At 75.4% G+C, this 26,935-nt stretch carries 20 protein-coding genes and 1 pseudogene; 15 read left to right on the top strand and 6 right to left on the bottom strand.

Translation table 11 applies throughout. From position 1 onward, the window contains the following. Positions 1-58: 58 nt before the first annotated feature. The 7 genes from LG634_RS05725 to LG634_RS05695 all read left to right on the top strand — a co-directional run bounded on the left by LG634_RS05725 (position 59) and on the right by LG634_RS05695 (position 9,843). Complete coding sequence (locus LG634_RS05725) at positions 59-2,341, top strand: xanthine dehydrogenase family protein molybdopterin-binding subunit (RefSeq protein ID WP_226732561.1); 2,283 nt, start codon at positions 59-61, stop codon at positions 2,339-2,341. Between the two features lie 12 nt (positions 2,342-2,353). Continuing rightward, on the top strand, positions 2,354-2,812 hold the full coding sequence (locus tag LG634_RS05720) for a (2Fe-2S)-binding protein (protein ID WP_226732510.1): 459 nt from the start codon (positions 2,354-2,356) through the stop codon (positions 2,810-2,812). A gap of 311 nt (positions 2,813-3,123) precedes the next feature. Continuing rightward, the gene (locus LG634_RS05715) at positions 3,124-4,719 is read left to right on the top strand and encodes a helix-turn-helix domain-containing protein (RefSeq protein ID WP_226732509.1); all 1,596 of its coding nucleotides are present in this window, start codon (positions 3,124-3,126) and stop codon (positions 4,717-4,719) included. Further along, positions 4,716-6,650 (top strand): APC family permease, encoded by a 1,935-nt coding sequence (locus LG634_RS05710; RefSeq protein ID WP_226732508.1) that lies wholly within the window; start codon positions 4,716-4,718, stop codon positions 6,648-6,650. Before LG634_RS05715 ends, LG634_RS05710 begins: the two co-directional genes overlap by 4 nt. An 89-nt stretch (positions 6,651-6,739) precedes the next feature. Next, entirely contained in the window at positions 6,740-7,108 is a 369-nt protein-coding gene (locus LG634_RS05705; RefSeq protein ID WP_226732507.1) for a hypothetical protein, read from the top strand. Positions 7,109-7,450: 342 nt separating this feature from the next. After that, positions 7,451-8,566: a PLP-dependent cysteine synthase family protein gene (locus LG634_RS05700; protein WP_226732506.1), complete on the top strand. Its 1,116-nt coding sequence runs from the start codon at positions 7,451-7,453 to the stop codon at positions 8,564-8,566. Continuing rightward, positions 8,563-9,843: an MFS transporter gene (locus LG634_RS05695; protein ID WP_226732505.1), complete on the top strand. Its 1,281-nt coding sequence runs from the start codon at positions 8,563-8,565 to the stop codon at positions 9,841-9,843. The genes LG634_RS05700 and LG634_RS05695 overlap by 4 nt, the downstream gene beginning before the upstream one ends. A 20-nt stretch (positions 9,844-9,863) precedes the next feature. Here the strand turns inward: LG634_RS05695 and LG634_RS05690 are convergent, their stop codons facing one another. After that, positions 9,864-10,472, bottom strand: a complete 609-nt coding sequence (locus LG634_RS05690) for a phosphoribosylanthranilate isomerase (protein ID WP_226732504.1) — start codon at positions 10,470-10,472, stop codon at positions 9,864-9,866. A 175-nt stretch (positions 10,473-10,647) separates the two neighbouring features. On the opposite strand from LG634_RS05690, the gene LG634_RS05685 reads away from it, so the two are divergent. From LG634_RS05685 to LG634_RS38410, 3 genes and pseudogenes are all read left to right on the top strand, one after another. Further along, positions 10,648-11,202, top strand: coding sequence for a TetR/AcrR family transcriptional regulator (locus LG634_RS05685; RefSeq protein WP_226732503.1), 555 nt, complete (start codon positions 10,648-10,650; stop codon positions 11,200-11,202). A 185-nt stretch (positions 11,203-11,387) separates the two neighbouring features. After that, entirely contained in the window at positions 11,388-11,942 is a 555-nt protein-coding gene (locus LG634_RS05680; protein WP_226732502.1) for a GNAT family N-acetyltransferase, read from the top strand. Positions 11,943-12,067: 125 nt separating this feature from the next. After that, positions 12,068-12,295, top strand: a pseudogene (locus LG634_RS38410) (helix-turn-helix domain-containing protein); the annotation flags it as partial. A gap of 54 nt (positions 12,296-12,349) precedes the next feature. Here the strand turns inward: LG634_RS38410 and LG634_RS05670 are convergent. After that, entirely contained in the window at positions 12,350-14,782 is a 2,433-nt protein-coding gene (locus tag LG634_RS05670; protein WP_226732501.1) for a DEAD/DEAH box helicase, read from the bottom strand. Positions 14,783-14,965: 183 nt separating this feature from the next. Further along, on the bottom strand, positions 14,966-15,850 hold the full coding sequence (locus tag LG634_RS05665; RefSeq protein WP_226732500.1) for a helix-turn-helix domain-containing protein: 885 nt from the start codon (positions 15,848-15,850) through the stop codon (positions 14,966-14,968). 74 nt (positions 15,851-15,924) lie between these two features. On the opposite strand from LG634_RS05665, the gene LG634_RS05660 reads away from it, so the two are divergent. Further along, positions 15,925-17,679, top strand: a complete 1,755-nt coding sequence (locus LG634_RS05660; protein ID WP_226732499.1) for a glycoside hydrolase family 35 protein — start codon at positions 15,925-15,927, stop codon at positions 17,677-17,679. Between the two features lie 67 nt (positions 17,680-17,746). On the opposite strand, the gene LG634_RS05655 is transcribed toward LG634_RS05660, so the two are convergent. After that, positions 17,747-18,634 carry an ABC transporter permease gene (locus LG634_RS05655; RefSeq protein ID WP_226732498.1) on the bottom strand — a complete coding sequence of 296 codons (888 nt, stop codon included), beginning with the start codon at positions 18,632-18,634 and terminating at the stop codon, positions 17,747-17,749. Next, positions 18,631-21,360 (bottom strand): alpha/beta fold hydrolase, encoded by a 2,730-nt coding sequence (locus LG634_RS05650; protein WP_226732497.1) that lies wholly within the window; start codon positions 21,358-21,360, stop codon positions 18,631-18,633. Before LG634_RS05650 ends, LG634_RS05655 begins: the two co-directional genes overlap by 4 nt. 579 nt (positions 21,361-21,939) lie before the next feature. On the opposite strand from LG634_RS05650, the gene LG634_RS05645 reads away from it, so the two are divergent. From LG634_RS05645 to LG634_RS05635, 3 genes are all read left to right on the top strand, one after another. Beyond that, positions 21,940-23,025, top strand: a complete 1,086-nt coding sequence (locus LG634_RS05645; RefSeq protein WP_226732496.1) for a discoidin domain-containing protein — start codon at positions 21,940-21,942, stop codon at positions 23,023-23,025. Positions 23,026-23,183: 158 nt separating this feature from the next. Continuing rightward, complete coding sequence (locus LG634_RS05640; RefSeq protein WP_226732495.1) at positions 23,184-24,443, top strand: CapA family protein; 1,260 nt, start codon at positions 23,184-23,186, stop codon at positions 24,441-24,443. A 70-nt stretch (positions 24,444-24,513) separates the two neighbouring features. Beyond that, positions 24,514-25,005, top strand: a complete 492-nt coding sequence (locus LG634_RS05635; RefSeq protein WP_226732494.1) for a phosphatase domain-containing protein — start codon at positions 24,514-24,516, stop codon at positions 25,003-25,005. A gap of 105 nt (positions 25,006-25,110) precedes the next feature. Here LG634_RS05635 and LG634_RS05630 read toward each other — a convergent pair whose 3' ends face one another. Further along, positions 25,111-25,326: a dodecin gene (locus LG634_RS05630; protein ID WP_226732493.1), complete on the bottom strand. Its 216-nt coding sequence runs from the start codon at positions 25,324-25,326 to the stop codon at positions 25,111-25,113. 332 nt (positions 25,327-25,658) lie between these two features. Here LG634_RS05630 and LG634_RS05625 point away from each other — a divergent pair, with 332 nt between their 5' ends. Continuing rightward, positions 25,659-26,918, top strand: coding sequence for an extracellular solute-binding protein (locus LG634_RS05625; protein ID WP_372482375.1), 1,260 nt, complete (start codon positions 25,659-25,661; stop codon positions 26,916-26,918). The last annotated feature ends 17 nt before the right edge of the window (positions 26,919-26,935 follow it).

The following is a 26,935-nucleotide window of genomic DNA, read 5'->3' as shown; positions in this document are numbered from 1 at the left end:
ACGGGCCGGTAACCGACCGGGGAGTACCCCGGACAGCAGGCGGGTGGGGACACAGATGATGCCGGCGCACGGCCCCGACCAGGGCAGCAGCACCCCCACCGGGGACCGGGACCGGACCGACGGAGCCGCCGGCGAACGCGGCCCCGCACGGCGCTCGTTCCTCACGGCTCTCATCGCCGCCCCCACCCTCGCCCTCGCGACCAGGATCGGCGCCGACGCCCTCGCCCCGCAGCCCGCACACGCCGTGGTGCCCTCGCTCCCGGCCCCCGCCGACCTCGTCGACCTGGGCGACCTGTTCATCGTCGCCGGCGCCCCCACCGCGCACCTGCTCGTGCTGCGCGTCGAGACCGACGGCATCATCCACTTCCGGCTGCCGCGCACCGAGGTCGGCCAGGGCCTGACCACCGCCGTCGCGATGCTCGTCGCCGAGGAACTCGACGCGCCGCTCGACGACGTCCGCATCGCCCTCGAAGACGCCCGCCCCGAGCTGCTGTTCAACCAGCTCACCGGCAGCTCCAACTCGATCCGCTCGCTCTACGGGCCCGTCCGCCAGACCGCGGCCACCGCCCGCGCCCGGCTCGTCGCCGCCGCCGCCCGCAGCTGGGACCTCCCGGCCCGCACCCTCACCACCCGCGACGGCGCCGTGCACGCCCCGGACGGACGCAGCGCCCCGTACGGCAGCCTGGCCGAGGCCGCCGCCGACCCGGGCCTGCCCGTCCTGCCCGCCGCTCCCAAGCCGGCCGACCGGCACACCCTGGTCGGGCGCCCGCAGAACCGCATCGACGCCCGCGCCATGGTCACCGGACGCCAGCAGTACACCCTGGACCTCGACGTGCCCGGCGCCAAGCCGTGCGTGCTGCGCCGCCCGCCGACCCTCGGCGGCACCGTCCGGTCCGTCGCCAACCTGGCCGCCGTCCGGGCCATGCCCGGCGTCCTCCACGTCGTCACCGTGCGCACCGGCGTCGCGGTCGTCGCCGAGACCTTCGGCCAGGCCCTCGACGCCCGAGCCGCCCTCGACGTCGGCTGGGGCCCCGGCCCCGCCGACGCGCTCTCCGACGCCGACATCCGCAGCCGGCTGCGCGCCGCGGCCCCGCCCCCGCTGCTCCCGCCGCTGCTGACCGGCCACGTCGACGCCGAGTTCGACTTCGCGTTCGTCAGCCACGCCCCGCTGGAGACCAACTGCGCGGTGGCCGACGTACGGTCCGACCGGGCGGAGATCTGGTCCGGGCTGAAGTCGCCGATCGTCGCCAAGCAGACCATCGCCGCCGAACTCGGCCTGCCCGCCGACAAGGTGACCGTGCACGTCGTGCAGGCCGGCGGCTCCTTCGGACGGCGGCTGTTCTTCGACGCCGCCCTGGAGGCCGCCCTCGTCTCGAAGGCCTGCGGCCGCCCGGTCCGTCTGATGTGGACCCGGATCGACGACACCCGGCACGGCCGCATGCGCCCCGCCAGCCACCACCACGTCCGCGCCACCTACGCGCTCGGCCAGGTGCTCTCGTTCCAGCACCGGGTCGCGTCCGCGGAGACCGACTTCCGGCACGGCCTCGGCGAGATGCTCACCGCCACGGCCGCCAGTCTGCCCGCCGGCCTCGGCAACGCGACCTTCGCCCAGACCCTGTTCCTCACCACCGTGAAGTCCCCGTACCACTTCGGGCTCACCACCCAGTCCCTCACCGAGGTACCCACCGGCATCCCCACCGGCTCCTGGCGCTCCGTGTACTCCGCCAACACCCGGGGCGCCGAGGAGATCGTCGTTGACGAGCTCGCGGCCCGCCTCGGCAAGGACCCCGTGGCCTTCCGCCGGGAGTTCCTCAAGAACAACGCCCAGCGTGCCGTCCTCGACAAGGTGGCGGCCGAGGGCGAGTGGGGCCGCGCCCTGCCCGAGGGCTGCGCCCAGGGCGTCGGCTTCCACGAGGAGTACGAGTCCCGCACCGCCTGCCTGGTCGAGATCGACACCCGGGACCCCGAACACGTGCGCGTCACCAAGGCGGTGATCGCCGCCGACGTCGGCCGCCCCGTCAACCCCCGTGGTCTGGAGGCCCAGTTGCTCGGCGGCCTCACCGACGCCATCTCCACGACCCTGCGGGCCGGGCTGCACATCGACAAGGGCCTGCCGCTGGAGGGCAGTTACAGCCAGTTCCACTACGCCCGCCAGCGCGACACCCCCACCGACGTACGGATCTTCGTGATGCCGGCCTCCGGGGAGCCGGGCGGCGCCGGCGAACTGGGCGTGCCCGCCGCCGTCGGGGCCATCGCCAACGCGTACGCCCGCGCCACCGGCACGAAGCCGCGCAGCTTCCCCCTCGACTTCGACGTCGACTTCACCCCGTACCCGCGCTGACAGGAGTCCCTCGTGCCCTCGCACACCTTCACCGTCAACGGGCGCAGCGTCACCGTCGACGCCCCCGACGATCTGCCCCTCCTCTGGGTGCTGCGCGACCTGCTGGGCGTCCGCGGTCCCAAGTACGGCTGCGGGGTGGACGTCTGCAAGGCATGCACCAGCCACCTCGACGGTGCCGACATCCGGCCCTGCGTGGTCCCGGTCCGGGAGGCCGCGGGCCGCGAGGTCACCACCATCGAGGGCCTCGCCGACGGGGACACCCTGCACCCCGTGCAGGAGGCCTGGCTGGAGCAGGACGTGGCGCAGTGCGGTTTCTGCCAGCCCGGTCAGATCATGGCCGCGGTGGCGCTGCTCAAGCGGACGTCCGAGCCGACCGACGCCGACCTCGACGCGATCGCCAACATCTGCCGCTGCGGCACGTACTTCCGGATCCGGGAGGCCATCCGCAGCGCCGCCGCGAAGATGCGCTGAGCGGAGAGGTCCCGGTGTTCCCCCGTTGACTTTCGGACCCCGGGACCTCGCCGCTCGTGCCGCCGCTCCGAGCGGGATGCGGCGGGTGCACATCGTGCAGCCGTTCCCGCCGCGCTCGGCCCGGCACGCACCAACCTAGGCGCGACGGGCCCCCGGCACAGGATTCGCTGCGCCCAGTGGCCGGGCGAGACCGGTATCACAGCGCACAGCCACCATCCGGTGGTTGAATCCCGCGAGTTGGGGGCGCACCGGGGCGCATCCCCGCTGCACGAAGGGAGCGGGCCATCTCGCACCACCCGCCCGCCGGTGCGGTGACCGCCGGGCCGCAGGCCGCGGACTCCTCGTGGTCCCGCGCCGACCTCGTCCTCAAGGCCCACCGGCTCGCCCTCACCGGCGGCTCCGACGCCCTGCTGCGCTGGCTCGCCGCCCGCACCGGCGCCTGGACCGGCCTGATCGCCGCGGACGGCTCGGTGCTGCGGGCCGCGCCCGCCGGGCCGGACCCCGGCGCCGCCGGGCTGCTGGCGCGCGGCGCCGTCGAGATGTCCGCCCGCGGCGTGCGCTCGGCCATGCTCGACGGCGGCGGCTCCACCGCCGTCCTCTTCGCCCTCGACGAGCCCGCCGGAGCGGCCGCCGCCCCGCTGCGCGCCCTGGCCGCCGTCGCCCCCCGGCCACTGCCGGACCGGCTGCCGGCGCTGCTCGCGGACGCCGCCGTACCGCTGGCGCTGGCCCTGCGCGCCGAGGAGGCCGACCTCCGGCACCAGCAGGCGGCGCGCGCCGAGTCGCGGGCCCGCGAGGCCGTGCTGCACCTCCTGATGAACGGCCGGCTGTCGACCGCCCACCAGATCGCCGGGGCACTCACCCCCGCCCTGCCCGACCCGATGCGGCTGTACGTCGTCGAATGCCCGCCGGGGGAGCGGGCCGCGGTCGCCCGCACCTGCGCCGGGCTCACCGGCGGCCGGGCCTGGGTGGTGCCCTGCCCGGTGTACGTCCGCCACCTCATCGTGTTCGTGCCCGCGGGCCCGGCCGGCCCCGACGACGGCCGGGACCCGCTCGCCGAGGCGCTCACCGCGGCGACGCCCGCCGGCGTCGTCGGCGTCAGCGAGGCGGTCCCCCTGCGCGAGGCGCCGGACGCGTACCGGCAGGCCTTCCATGCCCTGGCGGTGGCCCGCGGCCGGGACGCCCGCCACGCCCGGTTCGGGGCCGGGCCGGAACTCGCGCTGGCCGCCCACGGCCCGGGTGCGGCCTGGGCCGCCGCCCTGCTCGCCCCGCTGCACACGTACCGGCCGCGCCGCCCGCAGGACCCCGGCGCCCAGGAGCTGCGGGCCACCACGCACGCCTGGCTGAACTTCGCCTCGCACGCCACCCGGCTGCTCAAGGTGCACCGCAACACCCTCGCCGGGCGGCTGCGGCACGTCGAGGGCCTGCTCGGCGTGGACCTCGCCGCGCTCGCCGACCAGTCCGCACTGTCCCTGGCGCTGCGGCTGACGCCTGGCGGGGCCGGCGAGCCCGCGGACCTGCCCGTGGCCGGGTCCGCCGTGCCGCCCGGCGCCGGTGCCGGTGCCGGTGCCGACCCTCGCACGTTCGACGAGGTGCTCGCCCATCCGGCCGTCGTCCGGTGGGCCGGCCGTCAGCTGCGGCCGCTGGCCGACGAGGACGCCCCGCCCGGCGCCCGGGACACCCTCCGCACCTGGCTGGAGCACGACGCGCAGCTCGTGCCGACCGCGGCCGCGCTGGGACTGTCCGTACCGGGGGCCCGCAAGCGCCTCACCCGGCTGGAGGCGGTGCTGGAGCGGTCACTGCTCCAGTCGCCCAGCGCCCGCCACGACCTGTGGATCGCCCACCGGTCCGTGGAACTCGTGTGTCACAACGGAACAAAAGGAGTGAATGCGCCGATCATGCCCCAATGAGGCGTATCCATCCGAAGCGTGTCCTCGTCGGCGAGCCGCTCGACACGGCGCGCCTGGGCGAGACCCTGCTCCCCAAACGGCTCGCCCTGCCCATCTTCTGCAGCGACCCGCTCTCCTCCGTGGCCTACGCCACCGAGGAGATCCTCCTCATCCTCGCCCTCGGCGGGGTCGCCCTGCTCCACCTGACCTGGTACGCCGCAGCCGCGATCGTCTTCCTCCTCGTCGTCGTCATCGCCTCCTACCGGCAGACCTGCCACGCCTACCCGGGCGGCGGCGGGGCCTACGTCGTCAGCTCCGAGAACCTCGGACCCACCGCCGCCCTCACCGCGGCCAGCGCCCTCCTCGTCGACTACGTGCTGACCGTCGCCGTCTCGGTCGTCTCCGGCGTCTCCGCGATCACCTCCGCCGCACCCGCCCTGCACGACCACCAAGTCGGCCTGTCCGTCGGCTTCGTGGTCCTCCTCACGGTCATGAACCTGCGCGGCGTCCGCGAGTCCGGCCGGGTCTTCGCCCTCCCCACCTACGGGTTCATCGCCGTCATCTACCTCATGTTCGCGTGGGCGGCGGTCCGCATGGCGACCGGCGAGACCATCCGGGCCGAATCCGCGGACCTGCCGATCCACGCCGAGGGCAGCTACGCCGGCATCGCCCTGGTCCTGCTCGCGATGCGCGCCTTCGCCTCCGGCTGTACGGCCCTCACCGGGGTCGAGGCGATCAGCAACGGTGTCCCCGCCTTCCGGAAGCCCAAGAGCCGCAACGCGGCCAACACCCTCGCCGTGATGGGCCTGCTGTCGGTCACCATGTTCATGGGCATCACCACCCTCGCCCTGGTGTTCGAGGTGCACGTCGCCGAGAGCCCCGCCGACCTCGGGCTGCCCGCGGACGCCGCGACCTCCACCGCCCTCGCCCAGATCGGCCGCGCCGCCTTCGGCGAATGGCACGTCCTGTTCTACCTGCTCCAGGTCGTCACCGCGGGCGTGCTGGTCCTCGCCGCGAACACCGCCTTCAACGGCTTCCCGATGCTCGCCTCGATCCTCGCCAGGGACCGCTACGCCCCGCGGCAGCTCTACAACCGCGGCGACCGGCTCGTGTACTCCAACGGCGTGGTGCTGCTCGCCCTCGCCGCCATCGCCCTGATCGTCGCCTTCGACGCCCAGCTGACCCGCCTGATCCAGCTCTACATCATCGGCGTCTTCGTCTCCTTCACCCTCTCCCAGGCGGGCATGGTGCGGCACTGGCGCAAGGAACTCGCCGCGCCCGCCACCGCCGTCGACTCCCGCCGCCGCATCCACCGCTCCCTGGCCATCAACGCCGTCGGCGCCGTCATGACCGCACTGGTCCTGGTCATCGTCCTCGTCACCAAGTTCACGCACGGCGCCTGGCTCGTCGTCATCGCCATGCCGGTCCTCTTCCTCGGCATGAAGGGCGTCCGCCGGCACTACGACCAGGTGGCCCGGCAGGTGGCGCTGCTCCCCGAAGACAAGCCGAAGCGGCCTGCCCGGCACCACGTCGTCGTCCTCGTCGCCGCCGTGCACGCGCCCACCCTCAAAGCCCTCGGCTTCGCCCAGACCCTGCGGCCCGACACGCTCGTCGCCCTCACCGTGGCCGCCGACGAGGAAGCCGACCGGCTGCGCGCGGACTGGGCCGCCCGGGACCTCGGCGTGCCGCTGAAGATCCTGCACTCCCCGTACCGCGAGGTCGTCGGCCCGGTCCTCGCGCACGTCCAGGAACTCACCGCCGAGGATCCCGCCGGGGTGGTGTCCGTGGTGATCCCCGAGTACGTCGTCGGCCGCTGGTGGGAGCAGCCCCTGCACAACCAGAACGCCCTGCGGCTCAAAGCGCGCCTGCTGTTCACCCCCGGCGTCGCCGTCATCGACGTCCCCTACCTGCTCGAATCGGCCCGCAACCGGAGCGCCCAGGCGGGGGGTTGACCGCCGCAACGGGGCCGAAACGCCTCATCCGCCGGGCCGGGGGCCTGAGTTATGATCACAACGTGATGACGAGCAGGTCACGTTCCGGTATGCGGAGCCGCCGTGGGGCGGCCGCACCGCGCATCGCGATGGCCGTACTCGTCCTGCTGGGGCTGCTGTTCACGCACGCCGTCGCGCCCGACTCCGCACCGGTGCACCTGACCGCGGCCGGCGGGTACGGCCCGCACGGCCCCGGGCACCACGGCGGGCACGGCACCGGACACGCCGTCGAGACCTGCGCCCTGGGCCAGCCCCAGGCGGGCCCGCAGGCCCCCCAGCCCGTCCGCTCCCCGCTCGGCTCGGCACCCCAGGACGGCGCCCCGGCCGCGCCCGTGCCGGCCGCCGTCGTGCCCGCGGCCACCGGCGGCTTCGTCGTGCCGATACCGCACGCGGCCCAGTCGGCGGTGCTGCGCCTGTAGGGGCGCCGGGCCGACGCTCCCGCGGCGAGCGGTGGCCGAGCGGGCGCGCGCCGCGCGCCCGGCCCCGCGTACGGCCGTGCGCGGACCCGGTGTGCGCTCCCGGGCCGGCAGGCGTACGCGGTGCTGCCCGGCCGGACGGCCGGGCGTGAACCGGCCCCGGCCGCACCCACCCGCTCCCGCACCTGCGGGTCAGACCGCCCCGCGCCTCCCGCGGCGGCGGCGCCCCGCCGTGCCCTGCCGCCCCGGCGGCCGGCAGGCCCGTACCCGGTCGCGTCACCCGGCCCCGCCCCCGCGCAGCCCGCCGTACCGCACCCGCCTCCGTACCGAACCGAGAGCGAGACCATGCACTCTCCCTCCACCAGCGGCCGCACCCCCGGCGCCGCCACCCTCGCCGGCCTCGTCGGCAACACCCCCGTCCTGCGCGTGTCCCGGCCCTTCACCGGCGGGGACCGCGGGTTCTGGGCCAAACTCGAAGGGTTCAACCCCGGCGGCATCAAGGACCGCCCCGGCCTCCACATGGTGGAGCGCGCCCGCGCCCGCGGCGACCTGCGGCCCGGAGCCGCCGTCGTGGAGTCCACCAGCGGCACCCTCGGCCTCGGGCTCGCCCTCGCCGGAATGGTCCACGGCCACCCCGTCACCCTCGTCACCGACCCCGGACTCGAACCGTCCATGGTCCGGCTGCTCACCGCGTACGGCGCCCGCATCGACATCGTCGCCGACCCCCATCCCGCCGGCGGCTGGCAGCAGGCCCGCCGCGACCGGGTCGCCGAACTCCTCGCCGAGGACCGCCGGGCCTGGTGCCCCGACCAGTACGGCAACCCCGACAACGTCTCCGCCTACACCTCCCTGGCCCTCGAACTCGCAGGCCAGCTCGGGCACATCGACATCCTCGTGTGCAGCGTGGGCACCGGCGGCCACTCCGCGGGCGTCTCCCGGGTGCTGCGCCAACTCCAGCCCGGACTGCGGCTGGTGGGCGTCGACACCATCGGCTCGACCATCTTCGGGCAGCCCGCCCGGGCCCGGCTGATGCGCGGCCTGGGCTCCAGCATCCACCCGCGCAACGTCGCCTATCCCGACTTCTCCGAGGTGCACTGGGTCGCGCCCGCCGAATCCGTCTGGGCCTGCCGCAGGCTCGCCGCCTCGCACTACGCCACCGGCGGCTGGAGCGTCGGCGCCGTCGCCCTCGTCGCCGGCTGGCTGGCCCGCACCCAGCCGCGCGCCACCCGGATCGCGGCGGTCTTCCCCGACGGCCCGCAGCGCTACCTGGAGACCGTCTACGACGACGCCTGGTGCGCGCGGCACGGGCTGCTGGGCGGCGAACCCGCCGAGGGCCCCGACGAGATCACCCACCCCGGGGAGCGCGAGGTCACCCGCTGGACCCGGTGCGCCCGCGTCGTCGACCCGGTGGGCGGGACCCGCGGCGACGGACCGGTCACCGTCGCCGGGGGGCTCAAGTGACCTCCGCGCTCGCGCAGTTCCGCTCGTACGACCGCAGTGTCCGCCTGCTGATGGTCAACCAGTTCACCATCAACCTCGGCTTCTACATGCTGATGCCCTATCTGGCGCAGCACCTGTCCGGCGGCCTCGGCCTGGCCGGCTGGCTGGTCGGACTGGTCCTCGGCGTACGGAACTTCAGCCAGCAGGGCATGTTCCTGATCGGCGGCACGCTCGCCGACCGGTTCGGCTACAAGCCGCTGATCGTCGCCGGGCTGCTGCTGCGCACGGCCGGGTTCGCCACGCTCGGCCTGGCCGGCTCGGTGCCCGCGCTGATCGTCGGCTCGGCGGCCACCGGCTTCGCGGGCGCGCTGTTCAACCCGGCCGTGCGGGCGTACCTCGCGCAGGACGCGGGGGAGCGGCGGATCGAGGCGTTCGCCCTGTTCAACGCCTTCTACCAGGCGGGCATCCTGCTCGGGCCGCTGGTCGGGATGGCGCTGGCGGGGGCCGGCTTCCGGCTGACCTGCCTGGTGGCCGCGGGGGTGTTCGCCGTGCTTGGCCTGGTCCAGGTGCGGGCGCTGCCGGCCCGGCGGGGCGAGACCGGCGGCGGGCCGCGGCCGGGCGTGCTCGCCGAGTGGCGGGGCATCCTCGCCAACCGGCGCTTCCTGGTCTTCGCCGTGGCGATGAGCGGCTCGTACGTGCTGTCGTTCCAGGTGTACCTGGCGCTGCCGCTGGAGGCACGCCGGGTGGGCGGGCCGGGCGCGGCCGGCACGGTGGCGACCGCGCTGCTGTTCGTGGCCTCCGGGCTGAGCACGGTGCTGTTCCAGACCCGGGTGACCGCCTGGTGCCGGCGCAGGCTGCGGCCGGACCAGGCGCTCGCCGGCGGGGTGCTGTGCATGGCGGCCGCCTTCCTGCCGATGCTGGCGGCGGCCGCGGTGCCGGTGCCGGGCGGCGGGCCGGGGCGGTGGGCGCTGGCCGCGGTGCCGGCGGCGCTGTCCGCGCTGCTGCTGGCGTTCGGCACGATGGCGGCGTACCCGTTCGAGATGGACACCGTCGTCCGGCTCGCCGGCGAACGCCTGGTGGCCACCCACTACGGTCTCTACAACACCGTCTGCGGCATCGGGATCACCCTCGGCAACCTGCTCACGGGGGCGGCCCTGGACGCGGCCCGCGGCGCCGGGCTCGCGGCCCTCACGTGGATCGCGCTGGTGCTGCTGGGCGTCGGCTGCGCGTGGGGGCTGCGGCCCGGGCTGAGGGCGGGCGGCGGCGTACCGGCGGGTGCGCGGGAGGCGGCGTCGTGAGGTGAGCCGGACGGCGTCCGTCAGCGGGCGCCGCGGGCGGCGGCGACGAAGGACTCGATCAGCGCCGGGTCCTTCACGCCGCGGGAGCTCTCCACGCCGCTGGAGACGTCCACGCCCCACGGGGCGACCGCGCGGACCGCGTCGGCCACGTTCCCGGTGGTCAGGCCGCCCGCGAGGAGCCAGCGGCCGGCGGGAGCGGTGAAGTCTGCCGAGCCCCAGTTCCAGGGCTTGCCCGAGCCGGGGTCGGGGGCGTCGAGCAGCAGCAGGTCCTCGCCGAACTCCCCGCACTGCAGGGGGAGTCCGGTGGTGGACGTGGCACGCAGCAGGGTGCGGCCGGGGGTCCGGAGGGCCGTGTAGTACTCCGGGCCCTCGTCGCCGTGCAGCTGGACGGCCCGTACGCCGCTCTCCTCGGTGAGCCGCCGCACCTCGTCCAGCGGCTGGCCGCGGAACACGCCGACGGTCAGGACGTGCGCCGGTACCCGCTCCGCCAGGCGGCGGGCGGTGCCGGCGTCCACCAGGCGGGGGCTGGCGGCGAAGACGAAGCCGATGGCGTCGGCGCCGGCCCGGACGGCGGTGTCCACGTCGTGCGCGGTGCGCAGGCCGCAGATCTTGATGAACAGCTCACTCATGGGGCCAGTCAACCACCTGGCCGGGGCGGGGGAGGACGGTGTTCGCAGGGCGGACCGCCCACGGGAGGCGGCGGGAGGGGACGGGGGCGGACGGGAGTGCTCCGAGTGGGTTACCGTGCCTGGTGCCACTGCATGTGCAGTGGCGTCGCCCACCGTACTCCCGTGAGGTCCTGCCATGCGCCACAATCCGGCCCGCCGTGCCGCGCTGCTCGACGCGGCGATCGAGGTCCTGGCCCGGGAGGGGTCGCGGGGGCTGACGCTGCGGGCGGTGGACGCGGAGGCGGGCGTGCCGACGGGGACGGCCTCCAACTACTTCGCCAACCGGGCGCAGATGCTCGCACAGGTGCTGCACCGGACCCGGGAGCGGCTGGTGCCGGATGCGGCGGACCTCGCCGGGCCGCTCGACACGGCGACGCTGCTGCGGGGGCTGGTCGAGCGGATGCGGCGTGAGCGGAGCGTGCACATCGCCATGCTGGAGCTTCGGCTGGAGGCGACGCGGAGGCCGGAGCTGCTGGCCGAGCTGACGTCGTTCCTGCGGCTGGAGCTGGAGGCGAACGTGCGGTTCCATCTGGACAGCGGGCTGCCGGGGGACCGGAACGGGGTGGTCCTGCTGTATCTGGCGATGCTCGGACTGATCGTCGACGACCTCACCGTGCCGGGCCTCCTGGACCCGTACCCCGTCGACTCCCTCATCGGCACCCTGGTCTCCCGCGTCCTCCCGCCCGCCTGAACCCGCGCCCCGCTCGCCGGCGGGGCCGGACTCCGGGGCTCCGCCCCGGACCCCGGTCCTTAGCCGCCGGAAGGGCTCGAGTGTGCCCCGCCGGGACTTCGCCTGCGGGCCGGATGCCGGAAAAAGGCCCGCGCAGCGGGAGCGGGGGAGTGCGTAGGGTGGGGCCCGATCGCAAGGGGGCGCTGATGGGGACGGGCGGAGACCGCGGACGGGTGGTCATGGTGCGGCTGACGGCGGCGCACGCCGCCCCCGTGCTGCGGTTCGAGCAGGAGAACCGGGACTGGTTCGGGGAGTTCGTGCCCGACCGGGGGGACGCGTACTTCGCGGAGTTCGAGGACCGGCACCGGGCGCTGCTCGACGAACAGGACGGCGGAACCTGCCACTTCCACGTGCTGACCGACGACGACGGGACCGTCGTGGGACGGGTCAACCTGCTCGACGTCACGGACACCGGCAGCGCCGAGCTCGGCTACCGCCTGGCCCGCCGCGCCACCGGCCACGGCCTCGCCACCGCCGCCGTCCGCCTCGTCTGCCACCGCGCCCGCACCGCGTACGGGCTCACCGCCCTCACCGCCCTGGTCGCGGACGGCAACCCCGCCTCGGCCGCCGTCCTGCACCGCACCGGCTTCCGGCCGGACGGCCCCGCCGACGTCGGCGGCACCCCCGGCACCCGGTACGTCCGCCCGCTCGGCCCAGCCGATGCCGACACGGAACTTCATCTTCCGCGCATCGAGCATTAGATGATCTTACGGTCGGGCGCGCGAGTCCGCTGGTCAGCCGCGACCGGGAGGGCTTTGATGGCATGTGACGTCCGGTCGTACCGGCGTGGCAGGTCGTCCCGTTCGTTCGCATCAGGGGGTTACTGATGGCATCCGACACCGACACCGACCATCCCACGAAGGACTCCGCCCCCACCCTCATCGGCTCCGTGCAGCGCGCCCTGCGGCTCGTCGAAGTGCTGCACGCCGAAGGCCCGGCCACCGCCAAGCGCCTCTCCCGGGTCACCGGGATCCCGCTGCCCACCACGTACCACCTGCTGCGCACCCTCAGCCACGAGGGATACGTCCACCGCGAGGAGGGCGCGTTCCGCCTCGCCCACGGCCTCCCGCTCGCCTCCTGACAAGGCCGGCGAAGGGGACGGCCCCCGTCACCGTCGCCCCGCCCCCGACTCCGCCCACCGCATGCCGAGCGCATCGAGCTGCGCCACCCGCTCGGGCGCCAGCCGGGCCGCCCGGCTGCGGGCGTTGGCGACCCATGCGCCCAGCCGGTACGCCGTACCGCCGACGGTCTCGACGTGCGTGCGCGGCACCTTCAGATGGCCCTCTCGGCCGGCGAACTGCCGGGCCGCCGCCAGGTTCGCCGCCCACTTGTCCGGATGCGGCACCCGCGCCGGCGGCCGCTCCCCGGCCTCCGCCGGCAGCAGCCCCAGCACGTGCTGCAGCATCCACTGCTGGGCCATCGCCAGGCCGTCCCAGCCCAGCCGCTGGGCCTGCACCCACGCCCCCAGGTCCTCGCCCTGCACCACCCGCTCGCCCGGCACCTGCGGCACCGCGCCGCCCGCCGCCGTGTGCAGGCGCACCAGCCGGAAGCACCGCTGCCAGGAGATCGGCCAGTCCGGGCACCAGGCCGCGTCGATGTCCTCCAGCGCCTGCCGCCGCTCCTCGGACAGCCCCCCCGGGGCCTGCGCGCCGCGCCGGGCCGCCGCCCGGTTGTTCTTCAGCCACACCCCCAGCGGATACCCCTGCCAGGTGGTGTCCAGCGGCGCCAGCAGGTGCCCGTGCTCGGCGGCCCAGGCCTGCGCCGCCGCCAGGCCCTCCTCGAAGGCCACGTCGAAGTGCGACCAGACCATCCCCAGCGCGTCGAGCCGGGCGGCCCGCTCCGGCGCGAGCCGGCCCAGCTTGCGGGCCCGCCGGGCGTCCGCGATCCACTGCCCCAGCGGGAAGTCCGCCGGTCCGCCGGGCAGCGCCTCCGGCCCCTGCGGGGTCCGGTAGCCGAACGGCACCCGCAGGTCCCCGGCCTGCTGCGCGTACGCGGCGGCCGCCGCCAGCCCGCGGTTCCAGTGCGTGGTCTCCGGGCTGAGGATGCGCAGGCTGATGAAGGCCGCCAGCGCCGCCGGATCCCGCGGCACCGAGAACTTCAGCAGCTCCCGTGCCGGCCCGCTCAGCCCGCGGGCCTGCCGCCCCGCGCCACGGCCGGTCGGTTGGTACGCGCCCGGCGCCTGCGGCTGCGCCAGCGCCTCCACCACCCGCGCGTCGTGCGCGCGCAGCGCCTCCAGCAGCCGGGCCAGGTCCCCGTACGCCCGCGACGACAGCATGTCGTCGGGCCGCTCGCCCGGGCCCAGCAGCACCGGCACCACCAGCGAGGCCACCTTTCCCTCACCCGGCCGGATCCGCAGCGCCCGGCCCACCGCCTGCACCAGGTCCGGCATCGAACCCCGTACGTCCGCCCAGAACACCGAGTCGCACGAGCGGGTGTCCACACCCTCGCCCAGCACCCGCACCGAACTGAGGAAGCCGCCCCGGGCCGTCGCGAACCTCTCCAGCACCTCCCGGCGGTGCGCCGGCCGGTGCTCCCCGCACAGCCAGTCCGCCCACACCTCCCGCGGGAACCGCGCCCGGTCCGTGTGGTGCAGCCGGCGCGCCACCTCCGGCAGCCCCGCGGCGAACGCCTCCGCCTCCTTCGTCAGCTGGTGGAAGACGAGCGTGCGGCCCAGCCCCTCCTCCGTGGCGGCCTTCACCGCGGCCGTCTGCAGGGCCGCCAGCCGCGCCCCGCGCACCGCGTCCGAACGCGCGTCCGCACCCAGCAGCACCGCCGCCTGGAACCCCGGATCGGTCACGTCCACGCACACCACCTGGTACGGCGCGACGATCCCGCGGTCGATGGCCTCCGACAGGGTCAGCTCGTGGCAGACGGCGCCGAACGGCCCGGCCGGATCGTCCTCCATGGAGGCCACCAGCTCGCCCGCACCGGCCTTCTCCGCACCGGGACGGCCCGCCTGCTCCTCCTCGCCCGCCTGCCACAGCCGCGGGGTCGCCGTCATGTACAGCCGCCGCACCGCCGGCACCCGCTCGTTGTCGTGGACCACCGCCCACGCCTTGCCGATCCGGCCGGACGTCCGGTGCGCCTCGTCCACGACGACCAGGTCCCACTCCGGCAGTCCCGACCGGTGCGCCCGCTCGATGACGCCCAGCCCCAGCGAGGCGTACGTCGCGAACACCGTGACCCGCGGCGACTCCCGGCACCACGCGGCCAGCTGCCCGGCGTCCGTGGTGTTGCGGAACCCGGCGTCGGCCTCGCGCAGCGAGGACACCCCGACCACCGGCCCGTGCCGGCCGGCCTGCCGCCAGCCGGCCGCCGACTGCGTGAGCAGGTCCAGCGACGGCACCAGCACCAGCACCCGGTGCGCCCGCAGCTCCTCGGCGGCGCGCGCGGCCACCAGGGTCTTGCCCGACCCCGTCGCCATGATCACCTGGGTGCGCAGCCCGCGCCGGCCGTGCGGCCCGCCGGGCGGCGGGGTGAGGGCGCGCAGCACGGCATCGACGGCCTCCCGCTGATGCGGCCGCAACTCCATCCGTGCCATGTCCGTTCTGCCTTCTCCGTGGATGCTCCGCCGTGGCCGCCCGGTCGCCTGCTCGTGGACCGGCCGTCCACACCCCTGTCCGTGACCGTACCCGGAAATCGATACCGGCAGGTCAGCGCCCACCGTCCAGGATCGCCCGGCGGCCGGCGGCACGGCCGCCGCGGCGCGCGGCACCGGCACCGGTCATGCCGCCGGGCCCAGCGTCGGCGGCCGGGCCGGGTCGGGCACCTGGTGCGACCAGCCGCCCGGCACCGTCCGGCCCTGCTGCTCGCGGAACCGGACCGGCGCCACCCCGACCCGGCGGGTGAACAGGCGCGAGAAGTAGCCCGGATCGTGGTAGCCGACCCGCCGGGCCACCGCCGCCACCGGCAGGTCCGTGGCCGCCAGCAGCTCCTTGGCCCGGCCCAGCCGGATGCCGAGCAGGAAGTCCTTCGGACTGCACCCGGAGCCGCGGCGGACCGCCGTCCGCAGTTCCGCCGGGCTCATGCCGTGCCGTGCGGCGTGCTCGGCGACCGACAGCGGCAGGAACGCGTCCCGGGTGAGGGCCTGGAGCACCGGATGGCCCTCGGGCGCGGCGTCCGCCCGGGCCCGCCGCAGCACCACGAGGAGTTCGTGGACGGCCGCCGAGGACTCCACCTCCAGCAGCGGGTTGCCGCGGTGCGCGGCCCGCGCGATCCGCCCGACGACCGCCCGCGCCCCCTCCGCCTCCCCGAGCGGCACCACCGGCCGGTCCGGCTCGATGAACCCCAGCTCCGCGTAGGTGGCGGTGGCCGGGCCCGTGAAGTCGACGAAGCACTCGTCCCACCCGGTCACCGGATCCGCCCCGTACGCGTGCTCGCGGCCCGGGACCAGCCAGATCAGCGCGGGCGCGCGGACCCTCAGCCGGCTGCCGTCCGGCGACTGGAACCAGCCGCTGCCGGCCGACACCACGACCGCCACGTGGTGGTCGAGGACGCGCGGCCCCACCGGCGGCAGCGTCCCGTACTGCAGCCCCACCCCGAGGCAGACCAGCCCGAGCCGGTGGTGCACCGGTCCGGGGGTGAAGTACCGCATCCACGTGTGATACACCGCCCGACCTCCGTCCATGCACCGCCGATCTTTGTCCATGGACCGGCGGGCCGCCAGAGGGCGATGCTGGGGCGGTGAGCGAATTCCGCGTGGGTGAGGATCACTTCGAGCAGGACGGGCGGCCGGTACGGCTGCTCTCCGGGGCCCTGCACTACTTCCGGGTGCACGAGCAGCAGTGGCGCCACCGCCTCGCGATGCTGAAGGCGATGGGCCTCAACTGCGTCGAGACGTACGTCCCGTGGAACCTGCACGAGCCGCACCCCGGCCGGTACCGGGACGTGGCCGCGGTCAGCCGCTTCCTGGCCGCCGTGCACGAGGCGGGACTGCGGGCGATCGTCCGGCCCGGCCCGTACATCTGCGCCGAGTGGGAGAACGGCGGCCTGCCGCACTGGGTGACCGGCGCCCTCGGCAACCGCATCCGCACCCGCGACCCCGAGTACCTGGCGTGCGTGGACGCCTGGTTCGCCGAACTCCTCCCGATGATCGTCCCGCACCAGAGCACCGCACCGGGCGGCGGCCCGGTGGTGCTGGTGCAGGTCGAGAACGAGTACGGCTCCTACGGCTCCGACACCCGCCACCTGCGCCACCTCGCCGACACCCTGCGGGCGGGCGGGGTGACCGTGCCGCTGTTCACCTCCGACGGCCCCGAGGACCACATGCTCACCGGCGGATCGCTGCCCGGGGTCCTCGCCACCGTCAACTTCGGCTCCCGGCCCGCCGAGGCCTTCGAGACCCTGCGCCGGCACCAGCCCAAGGGCCCTCTGATGTGCGGGGAGTTCTGGTGCGGCTGGTTCGACCACTGGGGCGGCGCCCCCGCCCGCCGCGACCCCGCCGAGGCCGCCGCCACCCTCCGCGAGATCCTCTCCCTGGGCGCGTCCGTCAACCTGTACATGGCGCACGGCGGCACCAGCTTCGGCGGCTGGGCGGGCGCCAACCGGGACGGCGACCTCCACGACGGTCCGCTCCGGGCCGACGTCACCTCGTACGACTACGACGCACCGGTGGACGAACGGGGCCGCCCCACGGCGAAGTTCGCGGCCTTCCGGGCGGTCCTCGCCGAATTCTCCGATGTGCCGCTGCCGGAACTCCCGCCGGAACCACCCCAGTTGGGGGCACCCGTCAGTGCCGAGCTCTCGGCCTGGACCTCCCTCGACGACGTGCTCGCCGCCCTCGGGGGAACCGAGCGGACCTTCGGCGCCCCGCCCACCTTCGAGGAACTCGGCGTGGACCGCGGCCTGGTGCGCTACCGGGCCACCGTGCCCGGACCCCGGCAGCCGTACCCGCTGAGCGTGCCCGGCCTGCGGGACCGGGCCGTCGTCCTCGTCGACGGCGTCCGGGCCGGCGTCCTCACCGAGGAGGACGACCGGCTGCCCGAGCCGGTGCCGGGACCCGCACTGGTCGACCTGTGGGTGGAGTCCCTCGGCCGCGTCAACTACGGCCCCCGGCTCGGCGAACCCAAGGGCATCACCGGCGGCATCCGCCACGAGCGCCAGTACCTGCACGGCGTGCGCGCCCGCGGCCTGCGGCTCGACGCCTTCGACGACGCCGTCCGCGTCCGCACCCTCCCGTCCGCCGCCGCCCCCGCCGCCGCCCCCGGCCTCTACCGCGGCACCGCGTACGTCACCACGCCCGGCGATGCCGCCCTCGCCCTCCCCGGCTGGACCCGCGGCTTCGCCTGGATCAACGGCTTCAACCTGGGCCGCTACTGGTCCCGGGGCCCCCAGCAGTCCCTCTACGTCCCCGGCCCGCTCCTCCGGCCGGGCGCCAACGAGATCTGGCTCCTGGAACTGGAGGCGCGGCCGGAGACGCCGTCGGTCCACCTCGCTTAGGGGGTGTTGCGGGACCTTCGCAACACCCCCTGGGGCCGGTCCCGCGGCCGCCCGTGCCCGAGGGTGGTCAGGAGGTGATGTCCTTGCGGGCGAAGCCCCGGAAGGACAGGGCGAACAGGACCAGGGCGCAGGACGCGGAGACGGCCGCGCCACGGACCATGCCGCCCCACTCCAGCTGCGGCTGCAGGGCGTCGAGCCAGGCGAACTGCCAGTGGGCCGGCAGGAACTCGCGCCAGTCGCCCAGGGCGGTCACCGCGTCCAGCACGTTGCCCGCGATGGTCAGACCCACCGCACCGCCGACCGCGCCCAGCGGGGCGTCCGTACGGGTGGAAAGCCAGAACGCCAGCCCCGCGGTGACCAGTTGGGACACGAAGACGTAGCCGGTGGCGAGCGCCAGCCGGGGCAGCGGGGAGGCGCCCAGCTCGCCGCCCGTCGGCAGCTGGAGCGGGCCCCAGCCGTACGCGGCCGTGCCGACCGCCAGGGCCGTCAGCGGCAGCAGCACGATCGCCGCCAGGCTGAAGGCCAGCGCCACCACCAGCTTGCTCCACAGCAGCCGCCACCGCGGCACCGGAGCCGCCAGCAGGTACCGCAGCGAGGACCAGCTCGCCTCCGAGGCCACCGTGTCCCCGCAGAACAGTGCCACCGGCACCACCAGCAGGAAGCCCGCCGACACGAACAGGCAGGTCACGGCGAAGTTCGCACCCGACGCCGTCGCCACGTCGATCGGCGTGATCCGGCCCCCGCCGCCCCGGTCGTCCGAGGGCCCGCCGCCCACCGCGAAGGCGATGACCAGCACGAACGGCAGCGCCGCCAGGACCCCGCCCATCACCAGGGTGCGGCGCCGCCGCCACTGCCGCAGCGCCTCCACCCGCAGCGGCAGGGTGTGCCGGGCCCGGTAGCCCGGCGCGCCCTCCGCCGCCGCGTCCTGGGTCCGCGCCTCACTGCGCACGCTCATGCCGGGCCTCCGATCAGGGTCAGGAACGCGTCCTCCAGCCGCCGGTGCGGACCGGCGCCGGTCACCGGCAGGTCCAGCCGCACGAGTTCGGCGATCAGGCCGGCCGGGGTGGCCCCGTCCAGGCGGACCAGCAGCCCCTCGTCCGTACGGACCACCGAGGCCACGCCCTCCAGCGCGGCCACCTTCCCGGCGGCCGGGTCGTCCGCCGGGCCGTCCAGGGTCACCAGGAGGGTGTCCCCGCCGCCGGTGATCTCCGCCACCGGACCCGCCTGCACCAGCCGGCCCCGGTCCATCACCACGAGATGCGTACAGGACTGCTCCACCTCCGACAGCAGGTGGCTGGAGACGATGACCGTCCGACCGGCGGCGGCGTACCGGATCATCACCTCGCGCATCTCGCGGATCTGCGGCGGGTCCAGGCCGTTGGTCGGCTCGTCGAGGATCAGCAGGTCGGGCAGCCCCAGCATGGCCTGGGCCAGCGCGAGCCGCTGCCGCATGCCCTGCGAGTACGTGCGCACGGCCCGCTCCAGCGCATCGCCGAGCCCGGCGATCTCCAGCGCCTCCGTCAGGTGCGCGTCCTGCGCCGGCCGGCCCGTGGAGCGCCAGTACAGCTCCAGGTTGGCCTGCCCCGACAGGTGCGGCAGGAAGCCGGCGCCCTCCACGAACGCCCCGACCCGCGACAGTACCGGCGCCCCCGGCCGCACCGCGTGCCCGAACACCCGGACCTCCCCGGCGTCCGGCCGGATCAGCCCCATCAGCATCCGCAGGGTCGTCGTCTTGCCCGCCCCGTTCGGCCCCAGCAGGCCCAGCACCTGGCCCTGCCGCACCTCGAACGACAGGTCGCGGACCGCGTACCGGTCCGAGCCCTTCGCGTACCGCTTCGTCAGCCCCGTGATCCGCAGCGGCACCCCGGCGAGCTCCGGATCCGGCACCGGCACCGGACCCCGGCTGCGCCGCCGGCCGTCCGCGAGCAGCGCCCCGGCGACGGCGAGCGCGACCGGCGGCAGCCCCCACACCCACCACGGCAGTCCGCCCTCGCCGGTGGCCACCTCCGGCGCCAGCGGAACGGCCAGCGGGCCTTCGAGGGCCGCCGTGTACGTGGCGGGCTGCGCCGGGGTGGCGTAGCCGAGGTCGGTGGCGGCCAGCACCAGCCGCAGCCGGTGTCCGGCCGCCACCGCGTGGTCCACGGCGGGCAGGGTCAGGGTGAGCGTGCGCCCTTCCCGTACGCCGGTCACCCGCACGGGGGCGGCGAGCTGCCCGGGCAGCACCTGCTGCCGTCCGTCCGGGCCGACGTCGTACACCTTGCCGAAGAGCACCGCCGAGCCGTCCTCGGCGGTGGAGCGCACCCGGACCCGCACCGTGGGGGAGCCGGTGATCCGCAGGTCGCGGGCGACGGGGGCCGAGTCGAAGCGGGCGTGCTGGCCGGGGAAGTCGACCGACAGGCCGGTGCCGAAGGCCGCGAGCGGCCCGCCGAAGCCGGGCAGCGAGGACAGCGCGGGCGGGGCGCCGCCCGCCGGGTTGGCGAACCGCTGCTCCGGCCCGGTGAGCGCGTACTGCTCCCGGCGGCTGCCGCCGAGCCCCGGGTAGCGGCCGGCGGCCGCCCCGCGCAGCAGCACCTCCCCGTCGGTGGTGTCGAGGCCGCCGGTCCGCGCGATCCGGAACGCGGGGCCGGTGTCCGCCTTCCGGTCGTCCTTCAGGTGGCGGTCGAACCAGGTCCGCACCCGGTCCTCGATGCGGCCCTGCTCGCGCAGCCCGCCGTCGTGCCCGCCGGCCGCCCAGTCGACCGACACCGGGGCGCCGTTGCCGGCGATCGTCCGGGCCATCGCATCGGCCTGGTCCAGCGGGAACAGCGAGTCCGCCTGCCCCTGCACGATCAGCGCCGGCACCTTGATCCGGCCCGCCACCGCGGCCGGGCTGCGCCGCTCCAGCAGGGTGCGCGCGGCCGTGTCGGGCCGGCCGGCGACGGCCACCCGCTCGTACATGGCGCACAGCTCGGGCTGGAAACGGCCGCAGCCTGCGGCCGCACGGGACCGGGCTGCGGACCCTGCTGCGGACCCGGCTTCGGACCCGGCCGGAGAGGCTCCGGCCGCCGGCCCGGAAGCCGCGGTGCCGGGAACCGCCCCCGCCCCGAAGAACACTCCCGCCCACAGCTTCTTGAAGACGTCCTGCGGGAACAGCGCCTCGCCCAGGTCCCAGTACGTGATCAGCGGGGCGATCGCGTCCACCCGCCGGTCGTACCCGGCCGCCAGCAGCGCCGCCGCGCCCCCGTACGAGGCTCCCGTGACGCCCACCCGCGGGTCGCCCGCCGCGTCCAGCCGCACCTCGGGGCGGGCCGCCAGCCAGTCCACGAGCCGGGAGACGTCCTTCCCCTCGTGGGCCGGGTCGTTCAGGCCGATCCGGCCGCCGGACGCGCCGAACCCGCGCGCCGACCACGTCAGCACCGCGTACCCGGCACCCGCCAGCCGCTCCGCCTGCGGCCGGACGTCCTCCTTGCTGCCGCCGAAGCCGTGCCCGAGCAGCACCGCCGGCCGCCGCCCCGGCCCGCCCGCGGTGAAGTACGAGGTGTCGATCGCGGCGCCCGGCATCCGCAGCACCCGGTCGGTGCGCCGCACCTCCGGCGGCCCCTCGGACACGGTCGCGCTCCAGGTACCGGCGCCCACCGCCACCAGCAGGGCGGCCGCACCCGCGAACAGGCGCCCGCGGCGCCCGGGCAGTCTGATCCTCATGCCCGCACCCTAGACGGCGGCACCACACCGGGGCGGTGGACCACAGGCGGACCCGCCCGCCCTCCTTCCGGCGTACCCGGGCGGCCCCGCGTACCGCAGCCGCGGTACACCCCGCCCCCGCCCGGGGCGAGAAGTCCATGACCGGTCTCGGTTTTGTCCATGGGCGGCGCCCCGGCCGCGCGCCAGGCTGGCTCGCCAACCGGGGCCGCACGCGCGGCCCCGACGTACCGAGGGAGAACCCGATGCGAACCCCCCACTGGGTCGCGGCGACGGTGGCGGCCGGTCTGACGGCTCCGCTGCCGGCTGCCGCGCCCGCGGCCGGTGCCCCCGCCGCCGGTCCCGTCACCATCGCCTCGCCCGAGCTGTCCGTCCGCGTGGACCCCGCCTTCCCGCGGGTCGTCGACTACACCCGCACCGCCAGCCCCCGGCACCCGCGCGGCCTCCGTCTGGGTCGCCACCCCGGCCGGGCGCCGCGCCACCCTCGCCGTCACCCCGGCCGGCGGCACCCCCGCCACCGGGTACGCCGATTCCTCCCCGCTCACCGACAGCCTCGGCGGCAGCGAGAAGAACGGCACGAACATGCAGCGGATGAAGGTCCTCTTCGACGTGCCCGCCGGCGCCTCCTCCGCCGTCCTCGAACTGTCCGCGGCCGCCGGCCCCGGCACCGTCCGCTTCGACGACGTGCGCGTCACCCCCTCGGTGCGCACCCCGTCCGGCGGCCACTGGTACGCCGAGGACTTCGAGGGACCCGACGCCGGCTGGGGCCCGTTCGCGTTCGGCGGCGCCGGTGGCTCCGCCACCGACCCGCGCACCCACGTCGCCGGGCGCAACGCCCCCTACACGCAGGCCGGCTGGCGCGGCAAGCTGGTCGACGACGTGATCGGCGGCGAGCACTCGCTGAAGTCGCACGAGGAACGGCAGGGGCTCGTCTACCGGACCCTGCCGCAGACGCTGCGCTTCACCCCCGGCCACAGCTACCGGGTGCAGTTCCGCTACGCCGCGGGGTACGGCGACGACTACCGGTTCGTCACCGGCGCCGGCAGCGCCGAGACCGCCACCGCCCTCGGCCAGGCCCGCACCCCCACCACCTTCACCCGCACCTTCACCGCGGGCGCGGACGCCTGGATCGGGATCCGCAAGGCCACCCCCGAGGGCTCGCACGACGAGGCCGACCTGATCCTCGACGACCTGACCGTCGACGACCTCGGCGACACCGGCAGCGGCGAGGCCACCGTCCCGCAGGCGCAGATGTCCGTCGCATCCGTCGGCAGCGAGGAGACCGCCTACGAGGACGGCCGCGCGGCCAACGTCCTCGACGGCGACCCCGCCACCATCTGGCACACGCAGTGGTCCCCGCCCGCCGCGCCCATGCCGCACGAGATCACGCTCGACCCGGGGGCCTCGTACCAGGTCTCGCGGCTGCTGTACCTGCCCCGGCAGAACCAGCGCAACGGGCGGATCGCCGGCTACGAGGTGTACACCTCGGCCGACGGCACCACCTGGTCGGCGCCCGCCGCCACCGGCACCTTCCCCGACACCGGTGCGCAGCAGGAGGTGGCCTTCACGCCCCGGGCGGCCCGCTACGTCCGGCTCCGGGCCACCGGCGAGGCCGGCGGGAACCCGTGGACCTCGGTGGCCGAGCTGAACGTGGCCCACCGGCCGTGAGCGGCCGCCCGGCGCGCCCCGCCCGTCCGGCGGGATCCCGGGGGCCCCGCCGGGCAACCCATGCGACAGTATGACCGTCTCACCGAACGTATGTGCTCCGGTGCGCGGCGTCGACGCGGCGTGCCGGAGCGGTGAGCGGGGGAACGGAAGGACAGCGCATGGAGCACAACGGCCACGGGGACGAGCGGGAGCCGGCGGAAGCCCGCGGGAGCAGGGTGCGCCGGCCGGCGGCGGTGGCCGCCGTCGCCGCGCTCGCCGTGGGGGCCGCCGGGGTGTGGCTGGTGCCGAAGCTCGCGGACTCGGGCGCGGATGCCGACGGGCGGCTGCGGGCCGGCGCCGGGGCCGCCCGGGAGTCCGGGGCCGCCGCCGCCCCGGGGCGCCCGTTCACCCTCGTGGCGACCGGGGACATCATCCCGTACCCGTCGATCATCGCCCGGGCCGCGGACGACGCCGGCGCGGGCGGCCAGAGCCACGACTTCCGGAAGATACTCGCCGGGGTCAAGCCGCTGGTGTCCGCCGCCGACCTCGCCCTGTGCCACCACGAGATACCGTACGGGCAGCCCGGCGGCCCCTACACCGGCTACCCGACCTTCAAGGCCCCGCACCAGCTGGCCGCCTCCCTCAAGGACACCGGCTACGAAGGCTGTTCGACCGCCTCGAACCACACCCTCGACGCCGGGTACGAAGGCCTCGTCCGCACCCTCGACCACCTCGACAAGGCCGGTCTGAAGCACGTCGGTTCGGCCCGCAGCCCCAAGGAGGCGGCAACACCCGCCTGGTACACCGCCGGTGGCGCGAAGGTGGCCCAACTGTCGTACACGTACGGCACGAACGGGATCCCGCTGCCCGACGGCAAGCCCTGGTCGGTGAACCTCATCGACCGGCAGCGGATCCTCGACGACGCCCGCGCCGCCCGGCGGGCCGGCGCCCAGGTGGTCCTCGTCAGCGTCCACTGGGGCACCGAATGGCAGACCGCCCCCGACGAGCAGCAGCGCACCCTGGCGAAGGAACTCACCGCCGCCCGCACCGGCGGCATGCCGGACATCGACCTGATCATCGGCACCCACAACCACGTGCCGCAGCCGTACGAGAAGGTCAACGGCGTGTGGGTGGTCTACGGCATGGGCGACCAGGTGGCGAGCTTCGTCCCCGCCGACAAGAAGCGCGGCAACATGTCCTCGGTGCCGCGGTTCACCTTCGCGCCGTGGCCCGGTCACCCGGGTCGCTGGCAGGTGGTGAAGGCCGAGTACTTCACCCAGTACTCCGACATGGGACCGCCGTTCCGCGTCGCCTGCGTGTCCTGCGGCCCGGCCCCGGAGGGCCGGCGCGAGGAGTACGCGGCCGTCGACCGGCAGGTCACCGAAGCCGTGCTGTCCCGCGGCGCGGCGGCCCAGGGGCTGGTGCGCGCCACCCGCTGAGCCCCGGCCGCGCGCCCGGCCGCACCGCGCGGGCCCGCCGCCGTCGGCGGGCCCGCCTACGCTGACCGGCATGAGCGACAACAGCCGACGGCCGCTGGCCGTGTTCGACCTGGACGGGACGCTGGCGGACACCGCACACCGCCAGCACTTCCTGGAGCGCAAGCCGCGCGACTGGGACGCCTTCTTCGCCGCCGCCGAAGCCGATCCGCCGCTGGCCCGCGGCGTGGAGCTGGCCCGGACCAGCGCCGAGGAGTGCGAGGTGGTCTACCTGACGGGCCGTCCGGAGCGGTGCCGGCAGGCCACGTCGGACTGGCTGGCCGCGCAGGGGCTGCCGGAGGGCCGGCTGTGGATGCGGGGCAACCAGGACCGCCGGCCGGCCCGCATCACCAAGGTCGAGGTGCTCCGCCGGATCGGCCGCGGGCGCGAGGTGCGGATGCTCGTCGACGACGACGAGCTGGTCTGCCGGGCCGCCCGCGCGGCCGGGTTCCGGGTGGTCCTCGCGGACTGGGCGGACGGGTCGGAGGCGCTGAAGGACGCCCAGGAGCGTGAGGGCCGGACCTGAGCGGGTCCGGCCCCCTCACACCCGGCGGACGGCGGCCGGCCGGCGCCCGCTGCGGGCGCCGGCGCGGTGGGGCGTGCCGCGGCCACGCGTCGGCCGCCTCTCCCGTCAGTCCTCGTCGTCGAGGCGGAAGCCCACCTTCAGGCCGACCTGGTAGTGCGCGATCCGCCCGTCCTCGATGTGGCCGCGCACCTGCGTGACCTCGAACCAGTCCAGATTGCGCAGGGTCTGCGCGGCCCGCTCGATCCCGTTGCGGATCGCCTGGTCGGTGCCCTCGCCGGAGGTGCCGACGATCTCGGTCACCCGGTAGGTGTGATTGGACATGGGGACTCCCCGGTCGGTCGACTGCTGCATCTGACTCCACGGTGCCCCACCCGGCCCCGGCGCGCGCGCCGACCGCGGCGTGGCGGCCGCGCCGTCCGCCGGACGGGCGAGTGCTCGCTCCCGCACACACAGCCGTCCGGCGGATTCCGGTCGCCCGACAGGAATCCGCTTCGGCCACACCCTGCCCCGTGGGTGGTTGATCCCAATTGGCCCGTGTTGTGGGCCCGTCACGTGCGGTTTGTGTGAAGAAAACTCCCGCAGAACCCCTTGACCCGGGCATTGGTCCATGCCAATTTCAAGCCATCTGCGATCAACCCCCGAAGGTGACATTCGTGAAGAAGCGCTTCCTCGCCATGCCCACGGCCGTGCTGGCGACCCTGGCCCTGACGGCCTGCGGCCAGCTCCCCGGATCGGGCGACGGCGGGTCCGAGAAGGTCACGGTCTGGCTGATGAAGGGCAGCGCCTCCGACGACTTCATCGACCGCTTCACGAAGAGCTTCGAGAAGCAGCACGAGGACATCGACCTCGACATCCGGATCCAGGAGTGGACCGGCATCGTCGACAAGGTCAACGGCGTTCTCGACGGCAAGGAGACCGCGGACGTCATCGAGGTCGGCAACACCCAGGTCGCCCAGTACGCCGAGACCAACGGCCTCAGCGAACTCACCCTCGAAGGCCTGCGCGACTGGGGCGCCAAGGACTGGCTCAAGGGCCTCGCCGAGCCCGGCAGCATCAACGGCGCCCAGTACGGAGTGCCCTGGTACGCCGCCAACCGCGTGGTCATCTACAACAAGCAGCTGTTCCGGGACGCGGGCGTCACCAGGCTCCCCAAGACCCGCGACGAGTGGATCGCCGCCACCGAGAAGCTCGACGGGGACGGCCGCCAGGGCATCTACCTGCCCGGCCAGAACTGGTACGTGCTCGCCGGGTTCGTCTGGGACGAGGGCGGCGAGCTCGCCGTCGAGGGCGGCGGCCAGTGGAACGGCGCCCTCGACACCCCCCAGGCCCTCAGGGGCATGAAGTTCTACCAGGAGCTCCAGGCCCTCGGCCAGGGCCCCAAGGACGCCGACGAGGAGACGCCCCCGCAGGCGGAGGTGTTCGCCCGCGGCCAGGTCGCCCAGATCATCGGCCCGCCCGGCCAGGTCTCCCAGATCCTCGCCGCCGCCCCTGCCCTCCGGGACAAGATCGGCTTCTTCCCGATACCCGGCAAGACCGCCGCCAAGCCCGGCGCCGTCTTCACCGGCGGCTCCGACCTGATCATCCCGGCCGCCACCGAACACCGCCGCGCCGCCATCGAGGTTGTCACCGAACTGGTCGGCGAGCACTGGCAGACCGAACTGGCCCGCGAGATGAGCTACGTACCGAACAAGACCACCCTCGCGCACGTCGTCGAGGGCAACGCGGGCGCCGCCGCCATGGCCGTCGGCGCCGCCCAGGGCCGCGCCACCCCCAAGACCGGCCGCTGGGCCGAGGTCGAGGCGAAGAACCCGATCAAGCCCTACATGACGGCCGTCCTGCTCGGCGAGGACCCCAGGACCGCCGCCCGCCGCGCCTCCGCCACCCTCACCAAGGTCCTCAGCTCCGACCGCTGACCACCCCGGCACCAGGG

The sequence above is a fragment of the Streptomyces bambusae genome, from assembly GCF_020532645.1.
Classification (GTDB): Bacteria; Actinomycetota; Actinomycetes; order Streptomycetales; family Streptomycetaceae; genus Streptomyces; species Streptomyces bambusae.
This window is presented reverse-complemented; position numbering and strand designations above follow the sequence as displayed.